The sequence below is a fragment of the Hymenobacter lapidarius genome (assembly GCF_001816145.1).
Lineage (GTDB): Bacteria > Bacteroidota > Bacteroidia > Cytophagales > Hymenobacteraceae > Hymenobacter > Hymenobacter lapidarius.
Map to the genome: position 1 here is coordinate 1 of NZ_MDZB01000131.1, position 26677 is coordinate 26677.

The window sequence follows — 26677 nt, forward strand, 5'->3', positions numbered from 1 at the left end:
CCAGTGCGGGCCTGCTGCATCTGGCAAAGCTACCGAAAGGGAGTAGCAACTAAAGTCTTGCCCTAAAGGGCATAGCTTTAACTAGCGTGCTTGAAAAGTAAATAATAAAAAGGCCATCATGCTGAGCGCAGCCGAAGCATCTCTACCGCTTCGTTGAACTGATTAGCATCGCAATAGAGATGCTTCGGCTGCGCTCAGCATGACGGACCTACCTGAACAATTTTACATATGAACTTCCACCTCACTACTGCCACCCCCGCCGACGCCCCGCGCCTCACCGCCCTGGTGAACAGCGCCTACCGCGGCGACGCCTCCCGCCAGGGCTGGACCACCGAAGCCCACCTGCTCGATGGCCAGCGCATCGACGAGGCCGGAATGCGCGAGATGCTGGCCGTGCCCGCCGCCGCCATGCTTCTGTGTCTTGGCGAAAACGACGAGCTGCGCGGCAGCTTTTACGCCCACCCCAACGGCAACAAAATGTACTTGGGCATGCTGGCCGTGGCGCCCACCGGCCAGGGCCAGGGCGTGGGCAAATTCCTGATTCGAGCCGCCGAAGACTACGGCCGACAGCACGGCTGCACCACGAGCAAGATGACCGTTATTTCGGTGCGGCCTGAGCTCATTGCGTTCTACGAGCGGCTGGGCTACCGCCTCACCGGCGCCACCGAATCCTTCCCCACCGACCCACGCTACGGCATCCCTCGGCAGCCCCTTACGCTGCTGGTGCTGGAAAAGCCGCTGGATTGAGGCCACTGCTGGATTGAGGCCACTAAAAGCGCGGTGACAAGTAACTAAGGCCTACCCTTTCCTTACTGGCGCTTCACGCTGAGCACGGCTTTTGTGGGCTGCGGAGGGGCTGAGGGGCGAAACTTCGGATAGGGCGTCACGGCGTGGAGCACCACCAGGTACCGGCGGCCGTTGGCCTGCACCGTGGCCGAGTCGCGGCCGGGCAGCTTCAGCGCGATTGCCTGCACGGCACCGTTCTCATCGCGCACCGTGAGCGTCGTTTCGACCTCGCCGCCCCAGCCGCAGGTAACGTCTTCGGGGCAGCGGCTGTCGCTGATTTTATCGAACGTGATGGTAAGCTCCGGCGCCCGCTGGCTGGGAAAGGCGCCACTTTGCTGCTGGCGCAGCGCCACCTGCTTGTCGAAGGGCGCATCGATACGGGGAGCTGCGGAATCGTCTTTCTGGCACCCGGTGAGGCACCCCAGGAAGGCCGTGATAATCAGAAGGGATTTCATAAAAAGGAGATTAATGCCGCAGCCAAATCCAGGCGGTTTCCAAAGCGTTGACCGCTGCCTCAGCCCAATGGTTGCGTGCGCCCGCCGGGGCGCTGGCACACGGCTCCCGTTGCGGCAGGCGCGCGGGTGTGAGATATTTTGCAACCCTGCGTCTTCGGCCACCCCCGCCACTATACCGCCGCCGAGCGGGCGTACGTGGAAGGAGCTTTGCCGCTGTTGCTGCCGGTGGTGCAGCAGTACGTGCGGGAAATTTGATAGGTGGATTGCGGGCGTTTAGGCGTAGCTTGACTACCGTTTTTGTAAACTCCAAGACTCTCGCTAATCTGGTTGGGCAAGCGGCCTAGTCCACAAACTCCCTTGGTGGGGTCCGCCTCCACGCCCGTTTGGGAAGAGGCCAACGCGGAAGCCGGACATTCTGGCCAGTCGCAGCAGGGGATATAAGGGATTTATAATATCCCTTTTTTGGCACATATACTGCTAATTAATAATGGGTTATTATCCTAAAGGCCACGAACGAATGTCTGCTATTCGTACATATGACGTTGGTTTCTGCTTCCGGGGGCGGTAGGTTTGACCAACTCATCCGTGAAGCGGATTTTACCCTTGCTATAACCCCTTGCCCGTCCGCTCTGCCCGCCTATCGCGGGCTTGTCTGCTTAGTTGTTTGCCTGCTGCTAGCGGCGTGCAGGGGCGACGACCCGACCACGGGCCCGACGAAAGTCGAGGGCCAAGTGATGCAGCGCCAAACGCGCCAGCCCGTGGGTGGTCTCCTTTCGCTTGTCACCTTTCAACCCTGCCATGATTGCTCACATCTTATCTTCGCAGACAGTCAGAACGTTTTGTTGGGGGCTTCGCTGCGCCATGCTAGGAATCGTGGTAAGCGGCTGCGAAAAAGAAAGTGGCCCAACGAAAGTGTCCGGACAAGTGGTAGAATTCTACACTGGTAAGCCGGTGCCTTATGGCAAGGTGCAACTATTAGCTTCCAATCCCAATGGCCGAATCAACATCGTGAACGGTGGGGGTTTAAACGCAAAGGGCGACCCGCATTTGGCGGATGCACAAGGACGATTCACCTTCACTTTCGAGGCCCAAAGGAATATCAACTACGGGCTCAGGGGCCGCCTAGACCCCTACTATTTCGGTAATACAGAAGTAAGTATTGATGGTGGTCGGGCCAACAACGATTTACGGGTTCCCGTCTTTGCCTTTGCCTGGGTGCGCTATGTGATAGTGAACGAGCTGCCCAAGCCGCCTAATTCAGTCCATTCCCTTTATATAACCGGACACGGGAGCGGGTTGGGAATTAATATTTATCAGCCCCGCGACACCGTGATTATTGAGCGGGTCATCGGCGGCACCAACACCAGAACCACTTGGTTTGTCAGGGACCGGCAGGGTAAAAGCACCCAGTACGATAAAAACACCCTAGTGCCGCCCCTCGACACCTTGGACGTGCGCATTACCTTCTAGTCTACCCGCTCACCAATCCCCGCAAAGCCCCGGCAACACCCGTTGCCAGGGTTTTGCACGTCCCGAAATTCTACCCCTCCTCCACTTTCACCCCGCCATCACCAACGACTCGCGCACGCTGGCCCTGCAAGTGCGCACCTTCGTGGCCGAGGCCGGGGCTGGAGCAGCCGGGTCGGGGCCGAAATCGGCGCTGCAAACCGTGGTTTAGCGCCAGATAGCCTGGTGCTACTGCCTGGGCGAAACCCTCTTTTTCCTAAACGACTAAAATAAACAGCCGGCCGGCTCCATATAGCTTACGAACCAGCGTCGGCGACGTCGGTCGAGTTTAAGAAACCCGTCTACCAATCAAAGTTTACGAAATGTCCGATGGAGATGAGTTTCGTGAACTGCCTTTCCCCTTTACCCTGGCGCGAGTTTAAGCGGAGCGTAACCCGTGCCGGAGCATGAGGGGGAGGTTGTATCTACCTGCCGCGCCAGCGGCAAAGCGAAACCATAACGCATTGGTCATTCTGGAATGTTGTCCTATGGAAGGCACAGCCTCTCCCGAATAATCGGCACGAGTTACGCTGCGCTAAACTCGCGCCAGGGCAAAGGGGAAAGGCAGTTCACCGCACCAGCTTCTCAGCCCGGAAAAGGTCATCCGAAGCTTGCAGGAGCTTGGCGCGCAGCTTGGGGTTGTAGTCGGGGTGGGCTTGCAGGAAGGCGCGCACGACACTGGCGGCGCTGGCGGTTTGGTAGGAGCCCAGCGAAGCCTGCAGCCAAGAATACGGGAAGAAGATGTCGCCCGTGAGCTGGATTTCTTCCAGCAGTTCCAGGCTGGCGGGCAGGTATTTTTCCGAAGTAGCCTGGCGCAGCGGGTGGTGCAAGTAGCCCAGCGCGGCCGTAACCCAAGCTTCTTTGTCGCGGTTTTTGTCGTCGGCCAGCGAGGCGAAGAAGGCGTCGCGGGTGGCGGCATCGGGGGCCAGGGCGGGCATCAGGAATTCCAGGCGGCGGCGGCGGTCCACGTTTTTGATGCGGGCGAGCTGTTGCGGCAGGATGGGCTGCGGCGTAGCGCCCTGTCCGGCGGCAAAGTCGCGCACGGCCAGCGCCAGGGCCAGGGCGGTGTAGTCGTCTTCGGTCAGCTTCACGCCGGCGGGGGCTTTTTCCGATTGCCAGATTTGGAAGAGGCGGGCCTGCGCGGGCGGCGTGAGGGCGATGGACTGATAGGTTTTGAAGAGCAGCTTCCGGGAGTTGGCCGATGGATTTTTCTGCAGGGCGGCCCACAGGTCTTTCTCCAGCGCGGGCGCTACGGCCACGCGCTGCGCCGGGCTGATGAATTGCCAGAAAATGCTGCTGGCCTGGCCGGTCAGCAGCTTCAGGTTCAGCTCTTCGGGCTCGCGGGTGAGGGCCTGGCGGTACACCGAGAGCAGCTCCTGCGGCTTGATGACCTGGCCGTTGAGCATGTTCTCGTAGAGGTTGACGTAGGCCGCGGCGCGGGCCACCGGGTTCTTCAAACCCGCGAGCTGCGTAGGGAGCTGCCCGGCCACCGGAAACACGCCGTAGCCCAGGCCGGTGGAGTTGAAGAGCACGAAGCTGGGCGCCGGCTGGCCCACGGCCTGCGGCAGCGCTACGGTGCGCTCGGTCATGTTCACGGTCAGCTGTTTGGTGCGGCCGCCGGGGTACACCAGCAGCACCTCAAACAGCTGGGGCCAGAGGCGCTCGGAACCGTCTTCGGCCCGCTGGGTGAGGCTGAGTTGAGTGATTTTGCCGGCCGCCGTTTGGAGGTTGGAGGTGAAGACCGGGCGGCCGGGCTGGTTCACCCACACCTGGTTCCAGGCCTGCAGGTCGGCGGGGGTGCGGGCATCCAGAATATCGATGAGGTTGGGCCAGGTGGCGTTGCCGCCGGCGTACTTCCGCAGGTATTCCTGCAGGCCCTGCTGGAAGGCCGATGGCCCCATCAGCCGCTCGAGCTGCCGCATCATAATGGGCGCTTTGTGGTAGATGATGTTGCCGTAGAGCGAGCCCGCATCCTGCAGATTGGCGAGCGGCTGCCGAATGGGATTGGCCCCGGTGGTGCGGTCGATGCCGTAGGCCGCGGGGTAGTGGTCGATGACGAATTTGAGGTCGTAGTTCGAGTTTTTAACGGCTACCTGCGTCACTTTATCGGCCATGAAGTTGGCGAACACCTCCTTCATCCACACGTCGTTGAACCACTGCATGGTCACGAGGTCGCCGAACCACATGTGGGCCGTTTCGTGCGATACCAGGCTGGAGCGGGCCAGGATTTGGTCCTGCGTGGCGCCCTCGTCCAGAAACAGCGTCGAGGCCTTGTAGTCGATGGCCCCCACGTGCTCCATGCCGCCGTACTGGAAGTCGGGAATCGAGACGAAATCAAACTTCTGAAACGGGTACGGCAGGCCGGTGTATTGCTCCATAAACTGCAGCGCATCGGCGTGCAGCTGGAAGATGGGCCCCAGGCTCAGGCGCAGCTTGGTAGAATCCGTTTCGCGGTGCAGCAGGGCCATGGTGCGGCCGTTCAGCTGCCGCGTGAGGCGGGTGAACCTGCCCGCCGCGAACGAAAACAGGTAGGTGCTGATGCTATCCGACGTAGCGAAGGCGTACCGCGTGGCACCCCCGCTGCTTGCTGAGTCGCGCAGTGGGGCATTAGCCATGGCCTGCCACCCCTGGGGCACGGTGAGAGCCAGAGTGAACGTGGCTTTCAAATCGGGCTGGTCGAAGACCGGGAAAACGGTGCGGGCTCGGTCGGGCACCAGCAGGGTGTAGAGGTAGTCGGCGTTGCGGTTGAGCGACTGCTCGCCGGCGGTGAGGCGAATTTCGGCCACGTTGCGGCCCAGCTTCAGGGCAGCGGCGGGCAGCACGAGGTGCTCGTTGCGGTGGTTGATGGCCACGGTCTGGCCGTTCACGGTGAGACTTTGCAAGTTGGCGGTGGGCGCTTTGAAATCGAGCTGTACTGGCTGCTGGCTGTCGCGCAGGTAGAACGACACTGATTCCACTACGGCAATGGCTGCGGTTTTCTGGGCCGGAACGGTCAGGTTGAGGTCGTAGGCCACGCGGCTGATGTTCTTTTTGCGCGCAATGGCCAGGGCTTCGGAAACACCGGTGGTGACAGGGAGCGGAGCGGCTTCCAAAACGGCGGCGGCGGGTGGCGCAGTGGCGCGGGACAGGGGCTGGCGCTGGCAGGCAGTGGCCAGCACGGCCAGCAGAAACGCGCCGGCCCTGCCATATTTACGGAAGCTAAAATTCATCAAGAGCGAGTCGGTGCTAAGAACTCCAAATGTAACCGCAAGCCCGTGAGCACTGTCCCTGAGCCGCTGGCCGCACCGGCCCCCAACGTGCGACTGTTTCCGTTGGGCGACGCCGCCATCGTGCTCGAATTCGGCGGCGGCATCAGCGCGGCCACGCACGCGGCTATTGCGGCGTTCCGTGCCCGGCTGGTGCGGCTGCCCTGCGTGGGCCTGCGCGAGATGGTGCCCGCCTTCACCACCCTCACCGTGTACTACGACCCCTGGCTGGCCGGCGAAAACGGCCGCTACGCACCCTACGACCGGGTAGCCAGCCAGCTGCGCGCGCTGCTGGCCACCACTGCAGTAGCCGAAGCCGCTACCGAAACCGCCGCAGTGGAAATCCCGGTGTGCTACGGCGGAGCGTTCGGCCCTGATTTGGATTTTGTGGCCCGCCACACCAAGCTCGTTCCCGCCGAAGTAATTGCCCGGCATAGCGCCCCCGACTACCTTGTGCACATGATTGGCTTTGCCCCCGGCTTCCCGTACCTGGGCGGGCTGGATGCGCAGCTGGCCACGCCCCGCAAAGAGCAGCCGCGTCCGCTGGTGCCAGCCGGCGCGGTGGGCATAGCAGGCCCGCAAACGGGTATTTATTCCCTGCCGACGCCGGGCGGCTGGCAGCTCATCGGCCGCACGCCGCTGCGGCTCTTCAACCCGGCCTGGGCCCCGCCCAGCCGGCTTCAGGCCGGCCAGCACCTGCGCTTCGTGCCCATCAGCGCAGCGGAATTTCAGCGGCTCCAGCAGCATGAGTCTTAATATTCTGCGGCCCGGCCTGCTCACCACCGTGCAGGACCTCGGCCGGCACGGCTACCAGAAAGACGGCATCATTGTGAGCGGCGCCATGGACGCCACGGCCCTGCGTGTGGGCAACCTGCTGGTAGGCAACGCTGAAGAAGCCGCCGGCCTCGAAATCACTTTGCTGGGGCCTAAAATCTGCTTCGAAGCTGACCACCTGATTGCCCTCACAGGCGCCAACCTTTCGCCCACGCTCAACGGCCAGCCGGTGCGCCTGCATCGGGCTACCTGGGTGGTGGCGGGCGTGGAGCTGGCCTTTGGGGCGCCCGTGGCCGGCAGCCGGGCTTACCTGGCGGTTGCGGGTGGCCTGGCAACTGCGCCGGTGCTGGGCAGCCGGTCTACGTACCTGCGGGCCGGCTTTGGCGGGCTGCACGGCCGGGCCCTGCAGGTCGGCGATGCGCTGCCCGTGGGCAACCCCGGCACGGTTGGGCAGCAGCTTGGGCAGCAGCTGGCCGAGGGAGCCGCAGCGGGCTGGGCGCAAGCCCGCTGGGCTCCCGGCCCCGAACTGCGCCCGAAGTCGGCGCGGCACCCCATCGTCCGGACCATTCGCGGGCCGGAGTTCGCTACTTTTTCTTCCAGGAGCCAGCAGGCATTTTGGCAACAGCCTTTCACGGTAACCACCGAGGCGGACCGCATGGGCTTCCGGCTGCAAGGCCCGTTGTTGGAACGTGAAACCACGGCTGAACTACTTTCTACCGCCGTGGCATTTGGCACGGTGCAAGTGCCGGCCGGCGGGCAAGCCATTGTGCTGCTGGCCGACCACCAGACCACCGGCGGCTACCCCCGCATTGCTCAGGTGATTTCGGCAGATTTTTCGGTGCTGGCGCAGCTGGCGCCGGGGCAGGCCTTTCGGTTTGTCGAAGTGTCTCTGGCCGAAGCGCAGGCGCTGTACCTTGCGCAGGAAGAGCAGCTGCGGGCGCTGCGGCGCGGCATTGCGTTAAAAGTGTTGACATGAGGCCAGTACAGCTGGCCAGAAGATTGTCCGAGTCATCAATAGATGCCCACAACACCAGAACGTCATGCTGAGCTCGCCGAAGCATCTCTACCGCGCAACTAATCCATTTACTACTGCGGTAGAGATGCTTCGGCAAGCTCAGCATGACGTTCTTACTCTTACACCACCCTCCTATCCTGTATGCCTGCACCCCTTACCGTTGATTTAAACTGCGACATGGGCGAGAGCTTCGGCGCCTGGCACATGGGCCACGACGCGGCCATTCTGCCCTTCGTGACCTCGGCCAACATTGCCTGCGGTTTCCATGCCGGCGACCCGGCCGTGATGAAACGCACCGTGCGCGCCGCCCTGCGCCACGGCGTGGCCATTGGGGCGCACCCCGGCCTGCCGGATTTGGTCGGTTTCGGGCGGCGTAACCTGGATATTTCAGCCGAAGAAGCGTTTGACATGACGGTGTACCAGCTCGGTGCACTGGCGGCCGTGGTGAAGGCCGAAGGCGGCCAGCTCCACCACCTCAAGCCCCACGGCGCGCTCTACAACATGGCCGCCACCAACGCTGCTTTGGCCGAAGCCATTGCCGAGGCCGTGTACAAGGTGCAGCCCGAGCTCATGCTCTACGGCCTGGCCGGCAGCGAGCTGACCAGAGCCGGCGAGAAGCTGGGGCTGGCAACCGCGCACGAAGTTTTTGCCGACCGCACCTATCAGGCAGATGGCACCCTCACCCCGCGCCGCCAGCCCGACGCCCTCATTGCCAATGCCGAGGCGGCCATTGCCCAGGTGCTGCGCATGGTGCAGGAAGGCAAAGTACGCGCCCAACAGGGCCACGAGGTGGCCATTCGGGCCGATACCATTTGCATTCACGGCGACGGCGCCCACGCCCTGGAGTTTGCCCGGCGCGTTGCTGCCGCCCTGCGCCAGGCGGGCGTGACGCTGCAAGCCGGCCATTCGGCCGCCACCGCATGAGGCCGCTACCGAAAGCCCGCTGGTTTGGCGGGGCCAGCCTCGGGGCGGCGTTTTTGATGGCCAATTCGTCGATTGGCCCGGGGTTTCTCACTCAAACCACGGTGTTTACCCAGCAGCTGCTCACCAGCTTTGGCTTCGTAATTCTGGTGTCGGTGGTGCTCGATGTGGGTGCCCAGCTCAATACCTGGCGCATACTCACGGTGAGCGAATTGCGCGCCCAGGACCTGGCCAACGGGCTGCTGCCGGGCCTGGGGTACTTCCTGGCCGCGATGGTAATTCTGGGCGGTTTCGCCTTCAACATCGGCAATATTGCGGGCTGCGGGCTGGGTCTTAATGTGCTCACGGGCATGTCGTTTGAGCAGGGCGCCCTCATTAGCTGCGGGGTGGCGCTGGTGCTGTTCTGGGTGCGCGAAATAGGGAAGATGCTCGACGGCTTCACCAAGATTCTGGGCACGGTCAAGATTTTACTCACGCTCATCATTGCCTTCAGCGCGCACCCGCCTGTGCTGCAGGCGCTGCACCACACGCTGCTGCCGGTGCAGATTAGCGCGGCGTCCATCGTCACCATTGTGGGCGGCACGGTGGGGGGCTATATCACGTTTTCGGGCGCGCACCGGCTGCTCGATGCCGGCATCAAGGGCCCGGACCAGCAGGGGGTGGTCACGCGCAGTGCCATCAGCGGCATCGTTATTTCCACCATCATGCGGTTTGTGCTGTTTCTGGCCATTGTGGGCGTGCTCAGCCAGGGCGCGGTGCTGGACAAGGACAACCCGGCGGCCAGCGTGTTTCGGTCGGCCGCGGGCGAGGTGGGCTTCCGCATTTTTGGGGTGATTTTGTGGAGCGCGGCCATCTCCTCGGTGGTGGGCGCGGCCTACACGTCGGTGTCGTTTTTCAAGACCTTCCACCCCGTGTTTGCGCGCTACGAGCGGCTGTGCATTTCGGTCTTCATCGTGCTGTCTACGGCCATTTTTGTGCTGGTGGGCAAGCCGACCCAGCTGCTGGTTTTTGCCGGTTTCATCAACGGCCTGATATTGCCCATCGCGCTGGCCATCGTGCTGATAGCCGCCACCAATCCGCGCCTCATGCGCGGCTACCGACACCCCCGCTGGATGCTGGCCGCCGGCTGGGTGGTAGTGGTGGTGATGGGTGGGCTGAGTGTGCCGCTGCTGGTGGAGCAGGTGGGTGGGTTGCTGCGATAACCTCACCCCCCGCCCCTCTCCCGCGGAGAGGGGAGCCACGGCGGCGCAGCATGAAAAAGACGCATGAAATCGTCAGGCTCCCCTCTCCGCAGGAGAGGGGCTGGGGGTGAGGTCCCGCCAGCCGCGCCATATTGCACTCCATGACAACCCCTAACCCCTACCGTCGCGAAATCCTGGTGCAGCAGCTCACCGCGGTGCCCGTCTGGGACCTCATCGTCATCGGCGGGGGGGCCACGGGGCTGGGCGTGGCGCTGGATGGCCTCAGCCGGGGCTACAAGACGCTGCTACTGGAGCAGGCCGACTTTGCCAAAGGTACCAGCAGCCGCAGCACCAAGCTGGTGCACGGCGGCGTGCGCTACCTGGCGCAGGGCGATGTAGGGCTGGTGCGTGAAGCGCTGCACGAGCGCGGCCTGCTGCTGCAAAACGCCCCGCACCTGTGCCACAACATGGCCTTCATCATCCCCAACTACAGCTGGTGGGGCGGCCCATTCTACACCATCGGCCTGAAGCTGTACGACCTGCTGGCCGGGCGCCTGAGCCTGGGCACATCGGTGCACCTGAGCAAAGCCGAAACCCTGCAGCAGCTGCCCGGCCTGCGCCCGGAAGGCTTACGCGGCGGCGTGCGCTACCAGGATGGCCAGTTCGACGACGCCCGCCTGGCTGTGAACCTGGCCCAAACCTGCATCGACCACGGCGGCACGGCCCTCAACTACTGCGCCGTGCAGGGGCTGCTGAAGGATGCCAGCGGCCGCCTGCAGGGCGTGCGCGCCACCAACCTGGAAACCGGCCTCGCCTACGAGCTTCGCGGCAAAGCCGTAGTGAACGCCACCGGCGTTTTCGTGGACGAGGTGCGGCGGCTCGACGAGCCCGGCGCGCGGCCCCTGGTGCAGCCCAGCCAGGGCGTGCACGTGGTGCTCGACCGCTCGTTTTTGCCCGGCGATGCGGCCCTTATGATTCCCAGCACCGAGGACGGGCGGGTGCTGTTTGCCGTGCCGTGGCAGGGCCGCGTGGTGCTGGGCACCACCGATACGCCCGTGCCCACCGCCAGCCTGGAACCGCGGGCTCAGGAGGCCGAAATTGACTTTCTGCTGCGCACCGCGGCCCGCTACCTCACCACGCTCCCCACCCGTGCCGATGTGCGGAGCATCTTCGTGGGCCTGCGCCCGCTGGCCGCATCCCCCAGCGGCAGCACCAAAACGAAGGAAATTTCGCGCAGCCATAAGATTTTGGCCTCGCGCAGCGGCCTCATCACCATCACGGGCGGCAAGTGGACGACTTATCGCCGCATGGGCGAGGACACCATCGACAAGGCCATTGCGCTGGGTCAGCTGCCACCCGCAGCCAGCCAGACGGCTAATCTGCCCATTCACGGCGCTGGAAAAACAGTGGCCACGCCCGGCACGCACGACCATCTGGCCCTGTACGGCGATGACCAACCCCGGCTGCAGCAGCTCGTGGCCGCAAACCCCGCCCTGGCCACCAAGCTGGATGCGCAGCTGCCCTTCCGGCACGCCGAAGTAGTATGGGCCGCCCGGTTTGAGCTGGCCCGCACCGTTGAAGACGTATTGGCCCGGCGCGTGCGGCTGCTGTTTCTGGACGCGGCGGCGGCCCTGCGCGTGGCGCCCACCGTAGCCGCGCTGCTGGCCCAGGAGCTGGGCTTTGATGAGGAGTGGCAGACGCAGCAAGTGGCCGTATTTGGCGAGCTGGCGCGCGGGTACACACTGGGCTGAACAACCAGTATCGCAATTAGAGAACGTCATGCTCATCTGGCATCCGTTTGCCGAAGCATCTCCACCGCGCAAGTATATTCAGTCAATTAGATTAGTATTGAGGGAGAGATGCTTCGGCTGCGCTCAGCATGACGTTCTGATTATTTCGACTTTGATACAACTGCCATGAATCCTCACGCTTCTGCAGCCTACGCGCCCGGCCTCACCAGCCCCGACCTCGCTCCTACCCTGCCGGCCGAGCGCACCTGGGGCACCGGCAACTACGCCGCCCTCTGGATTAGCATGAGCCTGTGCATTCCGACTTACATGCTGGCCAGTTCGCTCATTGAGGGCGGCATGAACTGGTGGCAGGCCCTGCTCACCATCTTTCTGGGCAACAGCATTGTGCTGGTGCCCATGCTGCTCAATGGCCGGGCAGGCGCGCAGTATGGCATTCCGTTTCCGGTGTTTGCGCGGGCCAGCTTTGGCGTGCGCGGGGCCAACGTGCCGGCCCTGCTCCGGGCCATCATCGCCTGCGGCTGGTTCGGCATCCAAACCTGGATTGGCGGCTATGCGCTGTACCAGATGGCGGTGTTGTGGTGGCCGGGGCTGGCCACGCTGCCGGCCGTGTTCCCGGCCAGCTGGGAGCTGGCCACGGGGCCGGCGCTGGTGTTCCTGCTGTTCTGGCTGCTGAATATGTACGTGGTGTATCTGGGCGTGGACAGCATTCGCAAGCTGCTGGTGTTCAAGGCGTTTTTTCTGCCGGTGGCGGCACTGGCGCTGCTGTGGTGGGCTATATCGGCGGGCAATGGGCTGGGGCCTATTCTGGCGCAACCGAGCAAGTTCACGACCAGCGCGGCGTTCTGGGCGTTTTTCTTTCCCTCGCTCACGGGCATGGTAGGGTTTTGGGCCACGCTCTCGCTCAACATTCCGGACTTCACGCGCTACGCCACCAGCCAGCGCGCCCAGCAGATGGGCCAGGCCATCGGGCTGCCCACGTCGATGACTTTGTTTTCCTTCGTGGGCGTGGTCGTGACCTCGGCCACGTTCGTCATCTACGGCAAAACCATCTGGGACCCGGTGGTGCTGGCGGCTAAGTTCGAGAGCAAGCTGCTGGTGAGCGTGGCCATGCTGGCCGTGGCCCTGAGCACGCTGGCCACCAACATCGCGGCCAACATCGTGAGCCCGGCCAACGACTTCGCCAACTTCTCGCCCACCCGCATCAGCTTTAAGATGGGCGGCTACATCACCGGCGTGCTCGGCGTACTCATCTTCCCCTGGAAGCTCATTGCCGACCCCTCGGGCTATATTTTCACCTGGCTGGTGGGCTATTCGGGGCTGCTCGGCCCCATCGGTGGCATCATGATTGCCGACTACTACCTCATCCGCCAGCAGCACCTCGACGTGCCCGACCTCTACCAGTACCACGGCCGCTACGCCTACCGCAACGGCTTCAACATAGCGGCCCTCGTGGCGCTGGTGGTGGGCATTCTGCCCAACGTGCCGGGCTTCCTCACCGCCATTGGCGTGCTCGACAAAGGCACGGTGTGGTCCGGCCTGGTGGCGGTGTACAACTACGCGTGGTTTGTGGGTTTCCTGGTTTCGGGTGGTGTTTATTTGCTGCTCATGCGCGGTCAGCGCGCGGAACAACCGGCGGCGCCTACGCCCGTGACGGTGGCTACCGCTTCTCACTCACTCGTTCAGTAAATTTTTATGGTTGAAGTAACTCACCAGGGCGACGATGTGCTATTCACGGTGCAGGGCCTGCACAAGCTGTGGGCGTTCAAAAGCTCGCTCACCATTCCGCGCAGCCACATTGCCGGGGTGCGGCAGGACCCGGAAGCGGCGCGGAACCTGAAAGGCTGGCGCGCCCTGGGCACCGCCGTGCCGTGGGGCCTCAAAGCCGGCACCTTCTACCTCGACGGCACACCCGGTCTGAAACCGGCTTTCATTGACATGGTCGACCCCGACCAAACCGTGATTATCGACCTGCACGACGAAGAATACCAGCAGCTCATCATCGAAGTAGAAGACCCCGCCGCCGTAGTGGCGCTACTGGCTGCGCAACACTGACGCCGCTATTCCGCGCAGCCGGAAGGCCCGCTGTTCGCGTCGCAGGAAGCAGCCGTGGCACCAGTCCCACCAGCGCGCACGGATGCATCGTTGCCAGCTCGCCACTTCGTAGGAGCGGAGCAAGGATACTCCACTATTGGCCGGCCTCTTCCTAACTCATCAGCAAAATGCCCTCCTTCCCCCCCGACGCGGCAAACCCAGCTTCATGGCCGGGCAGCAGTCGATGCCGGCCGTAGCCTGCGGCCGGCCATTGGAAGGCAGAACACAACCTGGAACAACGGCCATAAAAAAGACCGGCAACGTTGCAGTTGCCGGTCTTTTTAGCGCTTAATGATTGAGATTATCTTTTCACAATCAAGCGCTTCGTCTGAATCGAGCTATCGGTAATCAGACGCACCAGGTAGATGCCTTCGGCCATCTCGCTGCTGGAAAGCTGGAAACGGTTGGGGCTACCAGCTTCTGCAACACCCGTGGCCACGCGCATCACGATTCTGCCGTTCATATCCAGTACCTGCAAGCTGTAGCCTTCCGACTTACTGAGCGTGAAATCAACCCAAGCCTGATGCGAGAAGGGATTCGGATAGATGTTCATTGCCGGCTCGGCTACGGGTGCACTGTCAAGGATGGTGGCGGTGGCAGTGGTAGCGTTAGCGGCAGTGGTAGCGGCAGTGGTAGCGGCAGTGGTAGCGGCAGTGGTAGCGGCAGTGGTAGCGGCAGTGGTAGCGGGCGTTCCGCCTAATGGGCAGTTCATGTTGTTCAAACCATCCAGGTAAGAGGCATACCCACCCGGAGTAGTCGGAATAGTCCCGCCAGGGATAGTGCCTCTCGATAGAAAGGCACCATTTACTGCGGTAATGAATCCGGCTATATCACCCTCAAAAATGGAGTAGGTAACATCTGGATGGCAGATGTTTAACAACGCGGCTACTGATTGCCGAGCCAGATTTGCTTCCTTCCCGCCGCCTAGGTTAAGAACTTGCAGTAACGTAAGTTTCTCAATGGAATAGGGGATGCCATCGTTGTTCGTCAGTGCCTTGTCTTCTTCTACACTACCGTTCCCAAATACAGTTCCATACAAAGTACCTGTGGTATACATGGGAAGGTCATCCGCTGTAGTTGGAGTCTCATTTGGAATCCGGCACCCAGACCAGCGGTCGGTGTGGTTTTTCCAGTAGCCCAAGGTGCAGCCTACGTAAACAACGCATGTCGGGGCAACGAGTATAACCTCGCTGCTAGCTGTGCAACCACTGCCACTAATTGTACTGTAGTTGGCATCGCGCACTTGCACTGTATAGCTTCCGCCTGAAAGGTTAGGAAAGGAATAGCTGCCTGTACTGGGCATGGAGGAAACAAATCCGTTGATGCTAACCAGATAGGTCGAGGTACCGCCAGTAATCGTCCCGGTAATTGAACCACCCGATAGGTTTGCGCAGGTCGGGTCGGTGCCCGTACCGCTTACACTAACTATAGCATTGGGCTCGGTCACGGTTGCCGAGGCCGTCGCGGTGCAGCCGTTCTTATCGGTCACGGTCACCGTGTAGGTGCCCATGGCCAGGCCCGAGCGGTCTTGCGTGGTGGCCGAGCCGTCGCTCCAGGCGTAGGTGTAGGGGGCCACGCCCCCGCTCGCCGTCAGGTCGATGCTGCCCGTGCTGCCGCCCTTGCAGAGCACCGGGCTGGCCACGGCCGAGGCCACGAGCTCGTCGGCGGGCTCGGTCACGGTTACTGTGTAGGGGGCTGAGACGCAATTGGCAGCACTAGTGAAGATAATGCTGTATGTACCGGGGGCAAGACTGGTGAGGTTGGTAACTAAGTTAGTGGAAGGGCTGGGGCCTCTCACCGCAAAGGTACCGTTGCCCAAATCAGTGGTGTTGAGCACAACTGAGCCTGTGGTGTTGGAGCAGTTTGGTTGCGTCAATGTTACGTTCGCAAGCGTTATGATGGGCGTAATGCAGCACCGCAGCAAAGAGCTAGTTCGGCTGCCATCATAGGCTTCATTGATTGCCGAGACAATATCATTCAGCTGCGAGAAGGAATAGACTGTGGGGCAGCCGCCCAGTGCTTGGTTGGCTAGGGCCAGCACATCATTAACCGTCATGCCGAGAAACGGACCGCTTTGGGTAATTATGGCATCTCCCAGCAACGTGTTCGACTCACCAAAGCTGGCTTCGTACCTATCAAAGCCCACCGAAAGCGTAAGTGCGACCACTTGGCCGGCTAGCACGTTCGAGTAGGTGGTGGGGTCAATGTAATCCGCATCTAAAGCCCGGGCAGTGCTGCCCGATGGAAGGAAGTCGCGCACGGCCTCGGCGGATTTGAGCACCAGGGTTTTGCCGTTGAGGCAGCCGCCTCCAACTGTTAGGCCGTCTGGAAAAACCAAGGGGAACAGCCGGGCTACAATTGTTCCTGGATTGTTCCCTTCGGGATTAGAGCCGTAGCCGCCTTGCGTATAAGTAGTAAAGTTGCAATTATCTGTATTTGTCTGAGCTAATGATGGACCGGTAACTGATAGGAGCGTGAGAATAAACAGTAGGAAGTGTAGCCAACTAGCTGTGGCACGCCTTGCAAAAGAAGTTGAAGCTACTGCAGGCGTACATAGTCGGGCATAGACGAAGTTTGGTGTTTTAAATACTGTGTTCATGACATTAGATGAAAAAGTTTCGCCATTCATTCGCGTCGAGGGGGGCTGCTGAAGCAGCAGACCGGGGCACTGGGCAGGTAACCACAGTCGCGTGAGACCAGAAATCGTAGGACAAAAGCATCCCGTTCCGTAGCCGGCGGCCAGGAAAAAACTCAGAATGGTTTGGGTCAGGGGGTCTGGGTCTACTTACAATTGAGCTGGCTTGCAGTCAGGTCAGGGTTGTAAATACGCAGTAGGACAGTTCTAAAACCGGTCTTGCCGGTGCCATTATTGGCAATTGCATCCAAAAATTCACCCAGATTACTGGGAGTACACGAGGTCACGCGCCATAGCCGAGCGACGGGCTGCTCTTTGATTTATATAAAGATAGTGAAAGATGAATTATTAAACAATCTTATTTTAATAAAAATTTGAATATTTACTATCTCAACAACAATTAAAAATTTAAACTGTCATATAAAGCACGTAGATGAGCTGCTTTCCTGATTAGGTTAATGACCAACAACTTTCAGATATCGCTACCAAGTTGAACGAACGAAGGGAAACCCCTCTTCTACCGCACTGCCCGCGCTTGCATCGCCGCCAAAAGACATCCTGAAGCAGCTCACGTATGTATGCGCTCCAGAGCCCGGCGCTTTCAACTCACTATGTTCCTACCCTTGTTTCCTGTTACACCCGAAGATTTTACCGGCTTCGTGCGCGTGCGCGGTGCCCGCGAGCACAACCTCAAAAACGTCGACGTTGACATTCCGCGCGATGCGCTGGTGGTGTTCACCGGCGTATCAGGCTCCGGCAAATCATCGCTGGCGTTTGGCACGCTCTACGCCGAGGCCCAGCGCCGCTACCTGGAATCGATGTCGCCCTACGCCCGCCGCCTGTTTCATCAAATGGCGGTGCCCGCAGTCACGAGCATCAATGGGCTGCCGCCGGCCGTGGCCTTGCAGCAGCAGCGCGGCGCCCCTAGCACCCGCTCGTCGGTGGGCTCGGTCACCACGCTGTCCAACCTGCTGCGCATGCTGTACTCGCGGGCCGGCGACTACCCGGCCGGCCAGAGCATTATCTACGCCGAAGCTTTTTCGCCCAACACGCCCGAGGGGGCCTGCCCTACCTGCCACGGCCTGGGCCGCGTGTATGAAGTCACGGAGCAAAGCATGGTGCCCGACCCTGCGCTTACCATTCGGGAGCGGGCCATTGCGGCGTGGCCCCAGGCCTGGGGCGGCCAGAACCAACGCGACATCCTCGTGACCATGGGCTACGACGTGGACACCCCGTGGCGCGACCTGCCCCAAAAAGACCGGGACTGGATACTCTTCACCGACGAGCAGCCCGTGGTGCCGGTGTACCCCGGCTACTCGCCCCAGGAAACCCAGCGCGCCCTCAAGCGCCGCGAGTCGCCGAACTATATGGGCACGTTCACGGGCGTGAAACGGCACGTGCTGCATACCTTCGCCACCACCCAAAGCGCCCTGATGAAGAAGCGGGTGGCGCAGTACATGCTGGGCAGCGACTGCCCCACCTGCCAGGGCAAGCGACTACGGAAAGAATCGTTGTCGGTAAGATTTGCGGGGTTGGACATCGCCGAAATGTCGCGGCTGCCGCTCAAGCGGCTGGCGGCGCTGCTACAGCCCTTTGCGGCAGGCACGGCCGCCCGGCAGCGCCACGACCAGCAGCACCCCGAGCAGGCCATTGTGGCCCGGCGCATTGCCGAAGACCTGGCCGCCCGCCTCGTTGTGCTGCTCGATTTGGGCCTGGGCTATCTGTCGCTGGAACGCGGCACGCCCACGCTTTCACCGGGCGAGCTGCAGCGCCTGCGACTGGCCACCCAGCTGTATTCCAACCTGTTCGGGGTAGTGTATGTGCTCGATGAGCCTTCGGCCGGCCTGCACCCCGCCGACACCGAGGCCCTGCTGGCGGCGCTGGCGGGGCTGAAAGGCGCGGGCAATTCCCTGTTTGTGGTAGAGCACGATTTGGACGTTATCCGCCAGGCCGACTGGCTGGTGGACGTGGGCCCGGCCGCGGGCGAGAAAGGCGGCGAAATCCTCTACAGCGGCCCGCCCGAGGGGCTGAAAACCGTGGCCGCTTCGCAAACGCGCCAGTTCCTGTTCGAGACACCGCCGCTGCCCAACCAGCCCCTGCGCACGCCCACTGGCTGGCTGAAGCTGGCCGGCGTAACGCGGAACAACCTCGAAAACCTCTCCGTGGAATTTCCGCTGGGGGTGTTCACCACCGTCACGGGCGTGTCGGGCTCGGGTAAATCCAGCCTCGTAAGCCAAGTGTTGGTGGAATTGGTAGCCGAACACCTGGGCCAGGATGTTTCGCTGGGCGAAGAGGAAGCCGATGCGCTGGACCAACCCGCGCCCGTCACCCTCGGCGGACATATTACGGGCGGTATGGAAGGCATCAAGCGCCTGGTGCGCGTCGACCAGAAGCCCATTGGCCGCACGCCGCGCTCCAACATGGCCACCTACACCGGCCTGTTCGACCACGTGCGCAAGCTGTTCGCCGCTACGCCCGAGGCTAAAAAGCGCCGCTACGATGCCGGCCGCTTCTCCTTCAACGTGGCCAAGGGCCGCTGCGAAAACTGCCAGGGCGAAGGCTTCGTGATGGTGGAGCTGCTGTTTCTGCCCAGCGTGTACGCGCCCTGCCCCGTGTGCCACGGTGCGCGCTACAACGCCAAAACCCTCGAAGTGACCTATCACGAAAAGAACATCGCCGAAGTCCTCGCTCTGACCGTGGACGACGCCTGGGCGTTCTTCGCCGAGGAGCCGCCCGTGCACCGCGCCCTCACGGTGCTGCGCGAAGTGGGCCTGGGCTACCTGCGCCTCGGCCAGCCCGCCACCGAGCTGAGCGGCGGCGAAGCCCAGCGCATCAAGCTCGCCACCGAGCTGCAGCGCATCGGCCGCGGCAACACCTTCTACGTCCTCGACGAGCCCACCACCGGCCTGCATCCCTCCGACGTGGAAAAGCTTCTGCTCCAGCTCGACGGCCTGGTAGATGCCGGCAACACGGTCATCGTGGTAGAGCACGACATGCGCGTAGTAGCCGGCTCCGATTGGGTAATTGACATCGGCCCCGGCGCGGGCGACGAAGGCGGTCGCGTGGTGGCCGCCGGCCCGCCCCGGAAGGTGGCAACAGCGAAAAGCAGCCGTACCGCGCCTTATCTGCAGGCGTTTCTACAACCCCAGGCAGTTGCAGTGCTCTGATAATCATGGAAACCTTGTTGTTGAGTTCCGGCTTAGGTGGTCCCCCTCCTGCCAAAGCAAGCCAAAGGTCACCTACTCAATACCAGACATGGACCCCAATAGCCCGTTGCCCGCTAGCCTGTTCCAGCGACAAGACGAAACGCCCGATGCGGAATTCTATCACCATCCGCGCTTCGTCGCGCACATTGATGACGCAGCCATTGCCGCCGTCAAGCAGCTCTACCGCGAGTATTTTCCGCCCCACAGCGCCCTACTCGACCTGATGAGCAGCTGGATAAGCCACCTGCCCGCCGAAATTGCCTACCCCCGCGTGGTGGGTCTGGGCATGAACGCGGCCGAGCTGCGCGCCAACCCGCGCCTCAGTGCCCACGTGGTGCAGGACCTGAACGAGCAGCCCAGCCTGCCCTTTCAGGACCAGGAATTCGACGGCGCGGCCATCTGCGTGTCCATCGACTACCTCACGCAGCCGGTGGCGGTGCTGCGCGAGCTGGCCCGCGTGCTCCGGCCCGGCGCGCCGCTGGTCATCACGTTTTCCAACCGCTGCTTTCCCAGCAAAGCCATTGCCGCCTGGCACGCCCTCGACGACCGCGGGCACCTGGCGCTGGTGCAGCGTTTCCTGGAAGAAGCGGGTGGCTGGCAGCCCATCACCCTGCTGGACCGTAGCCCCGCCCCCGGCCGCTCCGACCCGTTGTATGCCGTGGTGGCACACGCCGCCACGCCGCCAATCCAAGCCGTTATCAATTGATATAATGCATGATAACAAACAAAAAGAGCGCGCCAATTGGCGCGCTCTTTTTGTTTGTTATCATGCTCCGAAAACCTTACTCCGTTGCCTAGAGCGGTTTTTTGGACAGCTACTGCCGCTACATATGGGTTATTAAAATGAAACCTTCACGTCGTAGCGGTCGAGCATCATCACCTTATCCCACGCCTTCACGAAGGCTTTCACGAAGCGTTTCTGGCCATCGCTGCCGGCGTACACTTCTGCTACTGCGCGTAGCTGGCTGTTCGAGCCGAAGATGAGGTCGGAGCGCGTTGCCGTGAAGCGTTTCTCGCCCGTTGCACGGTCTTCGAGCGAGAAGGTCATGCCTTGTGCATCCGTCTTTTTCCATTCGAAGTCCATGCTGGTGAGCACCGTGAAGAAGTCGTTGGTCAGCACGCCCACGCGGTCGGTGAAAATGCCGTGCGCGGAGCCGTCGTGGTTGGCATTCATTGCTTTCAGACCGCCCATCAGCGCCACCCACTCCGGGGCGGTGAGCGAGAGCAGCTGGGCCTTGTCGAGGAACATTTCCTCCGGGGCCACGCCCTGCGAAATGGCATCGAACTCTTGGTCGAGGTAGTTGCGGAAGCCATCAGCCACCGGTTTCAACCATCTGAACATCTCGATATCGGTCAACTCCTGCGTGGTGTCGCGGCGGCCCGGCGTGAAGGGAACCGCCGTGGTAAAGCCCGCATCGGCGGCCGCTTTCTCAAGCGCGGCGCAACCGCCCAGCACAATCAGGTCGGCGAGCGACACCTTTTTGTCGCCTTTCTGCTGGCCGTTGAACTCCTTCATTACCGTGCGCAGGGCTGCGATAACCGGTACCGTGCGCCGGTTAACCGCCCAATCTTTCTGCGGGGCCAGCGCGAGCCGCCCGCCATTGGCACCGCCCCGCTTGTCGCTGCTACGGTGCGTGACCGCGGCCGAAAAGGCGGTGTATACCAAGTCAGACGCGGAAATGCCCGACGCCAGAATCGATTTCTTGAGCGCCGTGATGTCCGCCGCGTCAACCAACGCATAGTCGGCCAGCGGGATGGGGTCCTGCCAGAGCAGGTCGTTTTCGTTCACCTTCTCGGGACCGAGGTACCGCTCGCGCGGACCCATGTCGCGGTGGGTCAGCTTGTACCAGGCTTTGGAAAAAGCCTGGGTGAAGGCGTCGAAGTCGCCGAGGAATTTCTCGCAGACCTTGCGGTATTCGGGGTCCACCTTCAGGGCAATGTCGCTGGTCATCATCATCAGCGCGTTCATCTGGCCGAGGATGTGCGCGTCGGGCGTTTTGGGCGCGTTCGGGTCGGTGGGGGTCCACTGCAGGGCGCCGGCCGGGCTCTTGGTCTGCTCCCATTCAAATTTGAACAGGTTTTCGAGGTAGTCGTTGTCCCACTGGGTTGGGTTCGGCGTCCAGCTGCCCTCAATGCCGTTGGTCATCGTAAATTCGGCGTTGCCCGGGCCCTTGGGGTTGTGCCAGCCAAAGCCCATGGCCTCCATGGGCGCAATCTCGGGCGGCATCCCAATTTCGGATGCCGGTACCATGCCGTGGCTCTTGCCGAAGGCGTGGCCGCCGGCAATCAGGGCCACGGTTTCCTCGTTGTTCATGGCCATGCGCGTGAACGTCACGCGGATGTCGCGCGCCGAGCCCATCGGGTCGCCGTTGGCGTATGGACCTTCGGGGTTCACGTAAATAAGGGCCTGGTGAGAGGCCGCCAGCGGGTTTTCGAGGTCATAGTTCGCGTCGCCATTTTGGCCGCGCCACCGCTTATCCCGGTTCACCATGCTGTCGGGCGATTCCGCATTCTTGAGGTCTCGCACCACCTCGGGGCCCCAATAGGTGCTGTTGTCCACCTCCCAGGCATCGTGGCGGCCGCGGCGAAACCGTAGGTGGGGAAACCCATGATTTCCAGCGCGCAGTTGCCAGTCAGCACAATAAGGTCGGCCCAGGACAGGGCGCTGCCGTACTTCTGCTTGATGGGCCAGATAAGCCGGCGCGACTTGTCGGTGTTGCCATTGTCCCACCAGCTGTCGACGGGCGCAAAACGCTGCAGCGCCTCCCCAGCGCCCCCGCGGCCGTCGGCAATGCGGTAGGTCCCGGCCGAGTGCCAGGCCATCCGAATCATCTGCGGGCCGTAGTTATTGTAGTCGGACGGCCACCAAGCCACCGAAGTGGTCAGAAAGGTCTTGATTTCCTGCTTCAGTGCCTCCAGGTCGAGGGCGTTGAATGCTTCGGCGTAGTCGAAATCCTCGCCGAGCGGATTGGCGCTCGGGCCGTTCTGGTGCAACTGCTCCACCTTCAGCCGGTTGGGGTACCAGTCGGAAAGCGCGGGCGGCGTCCCCACCGCGCCGCCGATGCTGTCGCCGCCGAAAGGGCATTTGCCCGCCATTTCAAACGTATCGGTGTTGGTCTTGTCGTTGGTTATGTTGAGCATATGGGGTTTGTGTAGGTAGTCGATTTTGAGCACGCTGCGGCAGGGCGCTACTTAACAACCACACGGCAGGGCATCGGGTTACCGCGGGCCCAAAGCTGCGGCTGCCTGGCTGCCGAGTCCTGTAACTGCCACGTAATCGTTCAGAAACGTTTCTTTAGCAGCATTCCAGGTTAAACGCAGGTACAGCGCCCGCGACTACATTTTCGAGGAAACAGCAAGGCGCTTGGCTACAGTAGCGCCGATGTGACGCACGCTGCCCGAATGACTGGTTTTCGGTATGTCCTTGCGAAGCGGTTTGGCCGCGTCCACCCAAGTTGAACCACCCGCAGCGGCTGGGTTCAGCTTGCTTAATGCCAGGCAACGGTGCCGGCACCCTTTCCCACGCCATCACAAAAAAACCCGCGCCCTCAGTGGAGAAACGCGGGGCTGCTATTGTCAGGCTAGGCTGGAAGTTGCAGTGGGAGGGCCGACAAAGGGGAACAGCGGCATTTTCCACTCCTCACCGGGCGGCATTTCCGATGCTAGAGGCCTACTTGTTGACGTAAAGGCGACCAAAGTTGTCCTGGTAATTATCGTATGGACAAAAGAAAAGGCCGTTTTCCACTAGGAAAACGGCCTTTTAGGTAGCGGGGACTGGACTCGAACCAGTGACCTTTGGGTTATGAGCCCAACGAGCTACCAACTGCTCCACCCCGCACTGTTTGTGATACAAAGGTAAGCTGCTTTTCCGGGAAGGCAATGCCTTTTCCAGTAAAAACCCGCCCATACCAAGTGAGCCACTGACTACCAGACGAGTATTTTACTAATTTACCGGCTCTAAGTCCGGTCGCCGGTGGTCTTCACCAGATTGATGCCGGCCAGAAAGAAGATAAGGCCCACCACGAACGGGACCGCAGAATTCATCTTGCTGAGGCCGATGCTGCCAATGCCCAAAAAGGCAAGGGCCCCGACGATGATGCCAATGATGCCCAAAATGGTGAGAATCGTGCCAAAAGTGCGTTTCTGGTTCATGAGAATGGTTGAGATGAATAAATACAGCCGGAAGTCCCGAAGACTCAGGAATGCCCCATCATACGGTAATCATCAGCAAATAGATAGAACCGGGGTAATAGGCTGACGCCGGTGACGGTGGGCCGGCCCGCAGTGAGCAACCGCTCACGAGCCAACCCGGGCCCGGCCTTTCACGCTGAAGCAGCGCTGGCACAGCGCGACGTGATTGCCGGTATTGCGGCACTGCCCTCGGCAAGTGCCTATATTGCCGACATCGGCACGCCCGGGACGCGGGCCGGAATGCCGGGCCGGTAGGCACGGCTTTTGGCAGGGACCTGCTTTCTGGGCCGGCGATGAACTACCAGCGGCCGTATACCGGGTGCTCAACCATGATTTCACGTAGACGAATGACCCCAATTTCCTTTACCACGCCGCGCACCGCCCGCTACATCAGCCTGGGCGAGCCCGGCCCGGCCATTGAGCAGGTATGGGTGTGCCTGCACGGCCACGACCAACCCCTTGCCGACCTGGCCGAGCAGCTCCGCAACCTCGACACGCCCGAGCGCCTGCTGCTGCTGCCCGAGGCCCTGAGCCGCCACGCCCTCGCCCCCGCCGACGGCGCGGCCCCGCGCACCGGTGCCGCGTGGTTTGCCCCCGATTCGCTGCTGGCCGACCTGGCGGACCTCGGCACCTACCTCAATGCGTTGACCCAGGAAGTGCTGGCCCAGTGTGCCCCGGGCACGCCGGTCACGGTCATTGGCTTCGGGCACGGGGCAGCCGCGGCGTGCCGCTGGCTGGCTGGCAACACCGTGGATTATACCCGGCTAATACTATGCGCGCCCGTGTTCCCGATTGAGATTGACCGGCGGGCTACCCTGGTGGCCCTGCCCGAGCGCCCAGTGCTGGTGGTGAGTACCAGCAACGACACCTACACGCGCGAAACCATTGGCGAAGGCCTCATGCAGGACCTGCTCGACGTGGGCCTGAGCGCCCAGCAGCGCATCGTGGATTCGGGGCCGCTGCCGTTGGCCGCCCTGGGTGCCAGCGCCCCCGTTTAGCAACCCGGTTGGCAGCAAAACGAGGCGACAATCGCACAGAACCAAGAATACACCGGCCGCGGCCCGCCTCAAAGCAGCCCCGGCGGTTTCCGTGGCGTTGGCAGGCGGCAAGGCTGTCCCGTACCTTTGTGGCCCGCTATTGTTTGCTTGCCGCGCATGAAACCCATCCTGGTACAGGACTTCCTGGAAATCAGCTACCGGACCGACCTGGACTTGCTGGTGGGCCGGTGGCTGCGCCCCGTTGAGCTGCCGGAAATGCAGCTTGGCTACCAGCTGCTGCTCGATGCGGCCCAGGCGGGCAGCTGCCGCCGCTGGCTGCTGGACGTGCGCCGGCGGCAAAACACCCACCAGTTAGGCGCCCAGTGGATGGTAACTACCTGGCTGCCGCAGCTGGAGCCCCGGTTGGGAGGCCGCACCCGGCTGGCCTACCTCATGGCGCCCGTTTACATGCGCGACGAGGCCGCCGACGCGGCTTTTCCGCCACCGGCGTATTTTGCTGACAAACCTTTTGTCGGCGAGCGGTTTATCGAAGAAAATGCCGCCCTTGCGTGGCTCGGTGCCTAAGCGCTAGTGCTGGCTCCGGCCACTGTACCGGGCCGTGGTCCTCCCACTCGCTTCCTTGTTTTTTCGAATGTCCGATAAACGCTCTCCCGCCCTTGGCTTCATTTTCGTCACCATTCTGATTGACGTTATCGGGCTGGGCATTATTATTCCGGTGGTGCCCAAGCTCATTCAGCAGCTCACGGGCGAGGGGCTGAGCCGGGCATCGGAATACTCGGGCTGGCTCACGTTTGCCTACGCGGCGGCGCAGTTTTGTTTTGCGCCCGTTATTGGTGGGCTCAGCGACAAGCTGGGGCGGCGGCCGGTGCTGCTGGCGGCGCTGCTGGGCCTGGGCCTGAACTACATCTTCCTGAGCTTTGCGCCCACCCTGGCCTGGCTGTTTGTGGGCCGCGTGATTGCGGGCATCACGGGGGCCAGCTTCACCACGGCCACAGCCTACATCGCCGACATCAGCACGCCCGAGAAGCGGGCCCAGAATTTTGGGCTGGTGGGCGCGGCCTTCGGCATGGGCTTTATCATTGGGCCGGCGGTGGGCGGCTTGCTGGCCGATTTTGGCTCGCGGGTGCCGTTTATGGTGGCGGCGGGGCTGAGTTTGTGCAACTTCCTGTACGGCTTCTTCGTGCTCCCCGAGTCGCTGCCACCCGATAAGCGGCGGGCATTTGAGTGGCGCCGGGCCAACCCCGTGGCCTCGCTGCTGCGGCTGCGCAACTACCCGGCGGTGCTGGGCCTGGTGGCTTCGCTGGTGCTCATTTACCTGGCGGGCTCGGCCACGCAGTCGGTCTGGTCGTTTTATACCATGCTCAAGTTTGGCTGGACCGAACGGCTGGTGGGCATCTCGCTGGCGGTGGTGGGGCTGTTTTCGGGGTTGGTGCAGGGCGGGCTGGTGCGGGTGGCCATCCCGAAGCTGGGCGCGGCGCGGGCCATTGTTATTGGGCTCTCGTGCTACGCGGTGGGCTTTGTGCTGTTTGCGTTTGCTTCCAGCGGCTGGCTCATGCTGGTGTTTCTGGCGCCCTATTGCCTGGGCGGTCTGGCCGGGCCGGCGCTGCAGGGCACCATTTCGGGGCAGGTACCGGCCACGGAGCAGGGCGAGCTGCAGGGCTCGCTCACCAGCCTCATCAGCGCCACGGGCGTGGTGGGGCCGCTGATGATGACGTACTTGTTTGGCTACTTCACGCGGCCCACGGCACCGGTGCAGTTTCCCGGCGCGCCCTTTCTGCTGGGGGCGGTGCTCACGCTGGCCAGCGTGGCCCTGGCGGTGCGCTCCCTGCGCAAGCACCCGCCGGTAGCGGCCGGGATTGCCCCCGCCGAAGCCGTGCCCGTACACTAGCCGGCAGCGCCGGCACGCCTCGACTTCATACCCT

General features: G+C 62.2%; 19 protein-coding genes, 1 tRNA gene and 1 pseudogene. 14 read left to right on the top strand and 7 right to left on the bottom strand.

What is annotated here, in order from left to right; genetic code table 11:
- Positions 1–228 precede the first annotated feature (228 nt).
- Positions 229–747 (top strand): GNAT family N-acetyltransferase, encoded by a 519-nt coding sequence (locus BEN47_RS14830; protein ID WP_070729230.1) that lies wholly within the window; start codon positions 229–231, stop codon positions 745–747.
- Positions 748–809: 62 nt separating this feature from the next.
- Here BEN47_RS14830 and BEN47_RS14835 read toward each other — a convergent pair whose 3' ends face one another.
- Positions 810–1241 carry a hypothetical protein gene (locus BEN47_RS14835; RefSeq protein WP_070729232.1) on the bottom strand — a complete coding sequence of 144 codons (432 nt, stop codon included), beginning with the start codon at positions 1239–1241 and terminating at the stop codon, positions 810–812.
- 798 nt (positions 1242–2039) lie between these two features.
- Here BEN47_RS14835 and BEN47_RS14840 point away from each other — a divergent pair.
- Positions 2040–2711: a hypothetical protein gene (locus tag BEN47_RS14840; protein WP_070729234.1), complete on the top strand. Its 672-nt coding sequence runs from the start codon at positions 2040–2042 to the stop codon at positions 2709–2711.
- A 605-nt stretch (positions 2712–3316) separates the two neighbouring features.
- Here BEN47_RS14840 and BEN47_RS14845 read toward each other — a convergent pair.
- Entirely contained in the window at positions 3317–5956 is a 2640-nt protein-coding gene (locus BEN47_RS14845) for a M1 family metallopeptidase (protein ID WP_083322457.1), read from the bottom strand.
- 45 nt (positions 5957–6001) lie between these two features.
- Between BEN47_RS14845 and pxpB the strand changes: the two genes are divergently transcribed.
- The 7 genes from pxpB (at position 6002) to BEN47_RS14880 (ending at position 13686) form a co-directional block, all read left to right on the top strand.
- Positions 6002–6748 carry a 5-oxoprolinase subunit PxpB gene (gene pxpB / locus BEN47_RS14850; protein WP_239691623.1) on the top strand — a complete coding sequence of 249 codons (747 nt, stop codon included), beginning with the start codon at positions 6002–6004 and terminating at the stop codon, positions 6746–6748.
- On the top strand, positions 6738–7742 hold the full coding sequence (locus BEN47_RS14855) for a 5-oxoprolinase subunit C family protein (protein ID WP_070729236.1): 1005 nt from the start codon (positions 6738–6740) through the stop codon (positions 7740–7742). The genes pxpB and BEN47_RS14855 overlap by 11 nt, the downstream gene beginning before the upstream one ends.
- 180 nt (positions 7743–7922) lie before the next feature.
- Complete coding sequence (locus tag BEN47_RS14860) at positions 7923–8705, top strand: LamB/YcsF family protein (protein ID WP_070729237.1); 783 nt, start codon at positions 7923–7925, stop codon at positions 8703–8705.
- On the top strand, positions 8702–9904 hold the full coding sequence (locus BEN47_RS14865) for an NRAMP family divalent metal transporter (RefSeq protein WP_070729240.1): 1203 nt from the start codon (positions 8702–8704) through the stop codon (positions 9902–9904). Before BEN47_RS14860 ends, BEN47_RS14865 begins: the two co-directional genes overlap by 4 nt.
- A gap of 140 nt (positions 9905–10044) precedes the next feature.
- On the top strand, positions 10045–11634 hold the full coding sequence (locus tag BEN47_RS14870) for a glycerol-3-phosphate dehydrogenase/oxidase (protein WP_070729242.1): 1590 nt from the start codon (positions 10045–10047) through the stop codon (positions 11632–11634).
- A 165-nt stretch (positions 11635–11799) separates the two neighbouring features.
- Complete coding sequence (locus BEN47_RS14875; protein ID WP_070729243.1) at positions 11800–13320, top strand: NCS1 family nucleobase:cation symporter-1; 1521 nt, start codon at positions 11800–11802, stop codon at positions 13318–13320.
- Between the two features lie 6 nt (positions 13321–13326).
- Positions 13327–13686 carry a hypothetical protein gene (locus BEN47_RS14880; protein WP_070729245.1) on the top strand — a complete coding sequence of 120 codons (360 nt, stop codon included), beginning with the start codon at positions 13327–13329 and terminating at the stop codon, positions 13684–13686.
- A 340-nt stretch (positions 13687–14026) separates the two neighbouring features.
- Here BEN47_RS14880 and BEN47_RS14885 read toward each other — a convergent pair whose 3' ends face one another.
- Positions 14027–16354, bottom strand: coding sequence for a T9SS type A sorting domain-containing protein (locus BEN47_RS14885; protein ID WP_083322458.1), 2328 nt, complete (start codon positions 16352–16354; stop codon positions 14027–14029).
- 629 nt (positions 16355–16983) lie between these two features.
- Between BEN47_RS14885 and uvrA the strand changes: the two genes are divergently transcribed.
- Both uvrA and BEN47_RS14895 read left to right on the top strand, forming a co-directional pair.
- Positions 16984–19527 (top strand): excinuclease ABC subunit UvrA, encoded by a 2544-nt coding sequence (gene uvrA, locus BEN47_RS14890; protein WP_239691624.1) that lies wholly within the window; start codon positions 16984–16986, stop codon positions 19525–19527.
- Positions 19528–19615: 88 nt separating this feature from the next.
- A complete protein-coding gene (locus BEN47_RS14895; RefSeq protein ID WP_070729250.1) occupies positions 19616–20272 on the top strand; it encodes a class I SAM-dependent methyltransferase in 657 nt (218 codons plus the stop codon).
- Between the two features lie 132 nt (positions 20273–20404).
- On the opposite strand, the gene BEN47_RS14900 is transcribed toward BEN47_RS14895, so the two are convergent.
- The 4 genes and pseudogenes from BEN47_RS14900 to BEN47_RS14910 all read right to left on the bottom strand — a co-directional run bounded on the left by BEN47_RS14900 (position 20405) and on the right by BEN47_RS14910 (position 23718).
- Positions 20405–21535 carry a peroxidase family protein gene (locus tag BEN47_RS14900; protein ID WP_369073820.1) on the bottom strand — a complete coding sequence of 377 codons (1131 nt, stop codon included), beginning with the start codon at positions 21533–21535 and terminating at the stop codon, positions 20405–20407.
- Positions 21515–22707: pseudogene (locus BEN47_RS22905) on the bottom strand (peroxidase family protein); the annotation flags it as partial. The gene BEN47_RS14900 and the pseudogene BEN47_RS22905, both read right to left, overlap by 21 nt.
- A gap of 624 nt (positions 22708–23331) precedes the next feature.
- A tRNA-Met gene (locus BEN47_RS14905) sits at positions 23332–23404 on the bottom strand.
- 119 nt (positions 23405–23523) lie between these two features.
- On the bottom strand, positions 23524–23718 hold the full coding sequence (locus tag BEN47_RS14910; RefSeq protein ID WP_070729251.1) for a hypothetical protein: 195 nt from the start codon (positions 23716–23718) through the stop codon (positions 23524–23526).
- Positions 23719–24104: 386 nt separating this feature from the next.
- Between BEN47_RS14910 and BEN47_RS14920 the strand changes: the two genes are divergently transcribed.
- The 3 genes from BEN47_RS14920 (at position 24105) to BEN47_RS14930 (ending at position 26643) form a co-directional block, all read left to right on the top strand.
- A complete protein-coding gene (locus tag BEN47_RS14920; protein ID WP_070729255.1) occupies positions 24105–24755 on the top strand; it encodes an alpha/beta hydrolase in 651 nt (216 codons plus the stop codon).
- 156 nt (positions 24756–24911) lie between these two features.
- The gene (locus tag BEN47_RS14925) at positions 24912–25319 is read left to right on the top strand and encodes a hypothetical protein (RefSeq protein ID WP_070729257.1); all 408 of its coding nucleotides are present in this window, start codon (positions 24912–24914) and stop codon (positions 25317–25319) included.
- 67 nt (positions 25320–25386) lie between these two features.
- Positions 25387–26643 carry a TCR/Tet family MFS transporter gene (locus BEN47_RS14930; protein ID WP_070729258.1) on the top strand — a complete coding sequence of 419 codons (1257 nt, stop codon included), beginning with the start codon at positions 25387–25389 and terminating at the stop codon, positions 26641–26643.
- The last annotated feature ends 34 nt before the right edge of the window (positions 26644–26677 follow it).

Bases quoted from the DNA above. Each gene is read 5' to 3' on its own strand.
- BEN47_RS14885 (WP_083322458.1), bottom strand. From the start codon at position 16,354: ATGAATGGCGAAACTTTTTCATCTAATGTCATGAACACAGTATTTAAA.
- BEN47_RS14855 (WP_070729236.1), top strand. From the start codon at position 6,738: ATGAGTCTTAATATTCTGCGGCCCGGCCTGCTCACCACCGTGCAGGAC.
- BEN47_RS14920 (WP_070729255.1), top strand. From the start codon at position 24,105: ATGACCCCAATTTCCTTTACCACGCCGCGCACCGCCCGCTACATCAGC.
- BEN47_RS14840 (WP_070729234.1), top strand. From the start codon at position 2,040: ATGATTGCTCACATCTTATCTTCGCAGACAGTCAGAACGTTTTGTTGG.
- BEN47_RS14860 (WP_070729237.1), top strand. From the start codon at position 7,923: ATGCCTGCACCCCTTACCGTTGATTTAAACTGCGACATGGGCGAGAGC.
- BEN47_RS14900 (WP_369073820.1), bottom strand. From the start codon at position 21,535: ATGAACGCGCTGATGATGATGACCAGCGACATTGCCCTGAAGGTGGAC.
- BEN47_RS14925 (WP_070729257.1), top strand. From the start codon at position 24,912: ATGAAACCCATCCTGGTACAGGACTTCCTGGAAATCAGCTACCGGACC.
- BEN47_RS14830 (WP_070729230.1), top strand. From the start codon at position 229: ATGAACTTCCACCTCACTACTGCCACCCCCGCCGACGCCCCGCGCCTC.
- BEN47_RS14910 (WP_070729251.1), bottom strand. From the start codon at position 23,718: ATGAACCAGAAACGCACTTTTGGCACGATTCTCACCATTTTGGGCATC.
- BEN47_RS14870 (WP_070729242.1), top strand. From the start codon at position 10,045: ATGACAACCCCTAACCCCTACCGTCGCGAAATCCTGGTGCAGCAGCTC.
- BEN47_RS14930 (WP_070729258.1), top strand. From the start codon at position 25,387: ATGTCCGATAAACGCTCTCCCGCCCTTGGCTTCATTTTCGTCACCATT.
- BEN47_RS14835 (WP_070729232.1), bottom strand. From the start codon at position 1,241: ATGAAATCCCTTCTGATTATCACGGCCTTCCTGGGGTGCCTCACCGGG.
- BEN47_RS14865 (WP_070729240.1), top strand. From the start codon at position 8,702: ATGAGGCCGCTACCGAAAGCCCGCTGGTTTGGCGGGGCCAGCCTCGGG.
- BEN47_RS14875 (WP_070729243.1), top strand. From the start codon at position 11,800: ATGAATCCTCACGCTTCTGCAGCCTACGCGCCCGGCCTCACCAGCCCC.
- BEN47_RS14895 (WP_070729250.1), top strand. From the start codon at position 19,616: ATGGACCCCAATAGCCCGTTGCCCGCTAGCCTGTTCCAGCGACAAGAC.
- BEN47_RS14845 (WP_083322457.1), bottom strand. From the start codon at position 5,956: ATGAATTTTAGCTTCCGTAAATATGGCAGGGCCGGCGCGTTTCTGCTG.
- BEN47_RS14880 (WP_070729245.1), top strand. From the start codon at position 13,327: ATGGTTGAAGTAACTCACCAGGGCGACGATGTGCTATTCACGGTGCAG.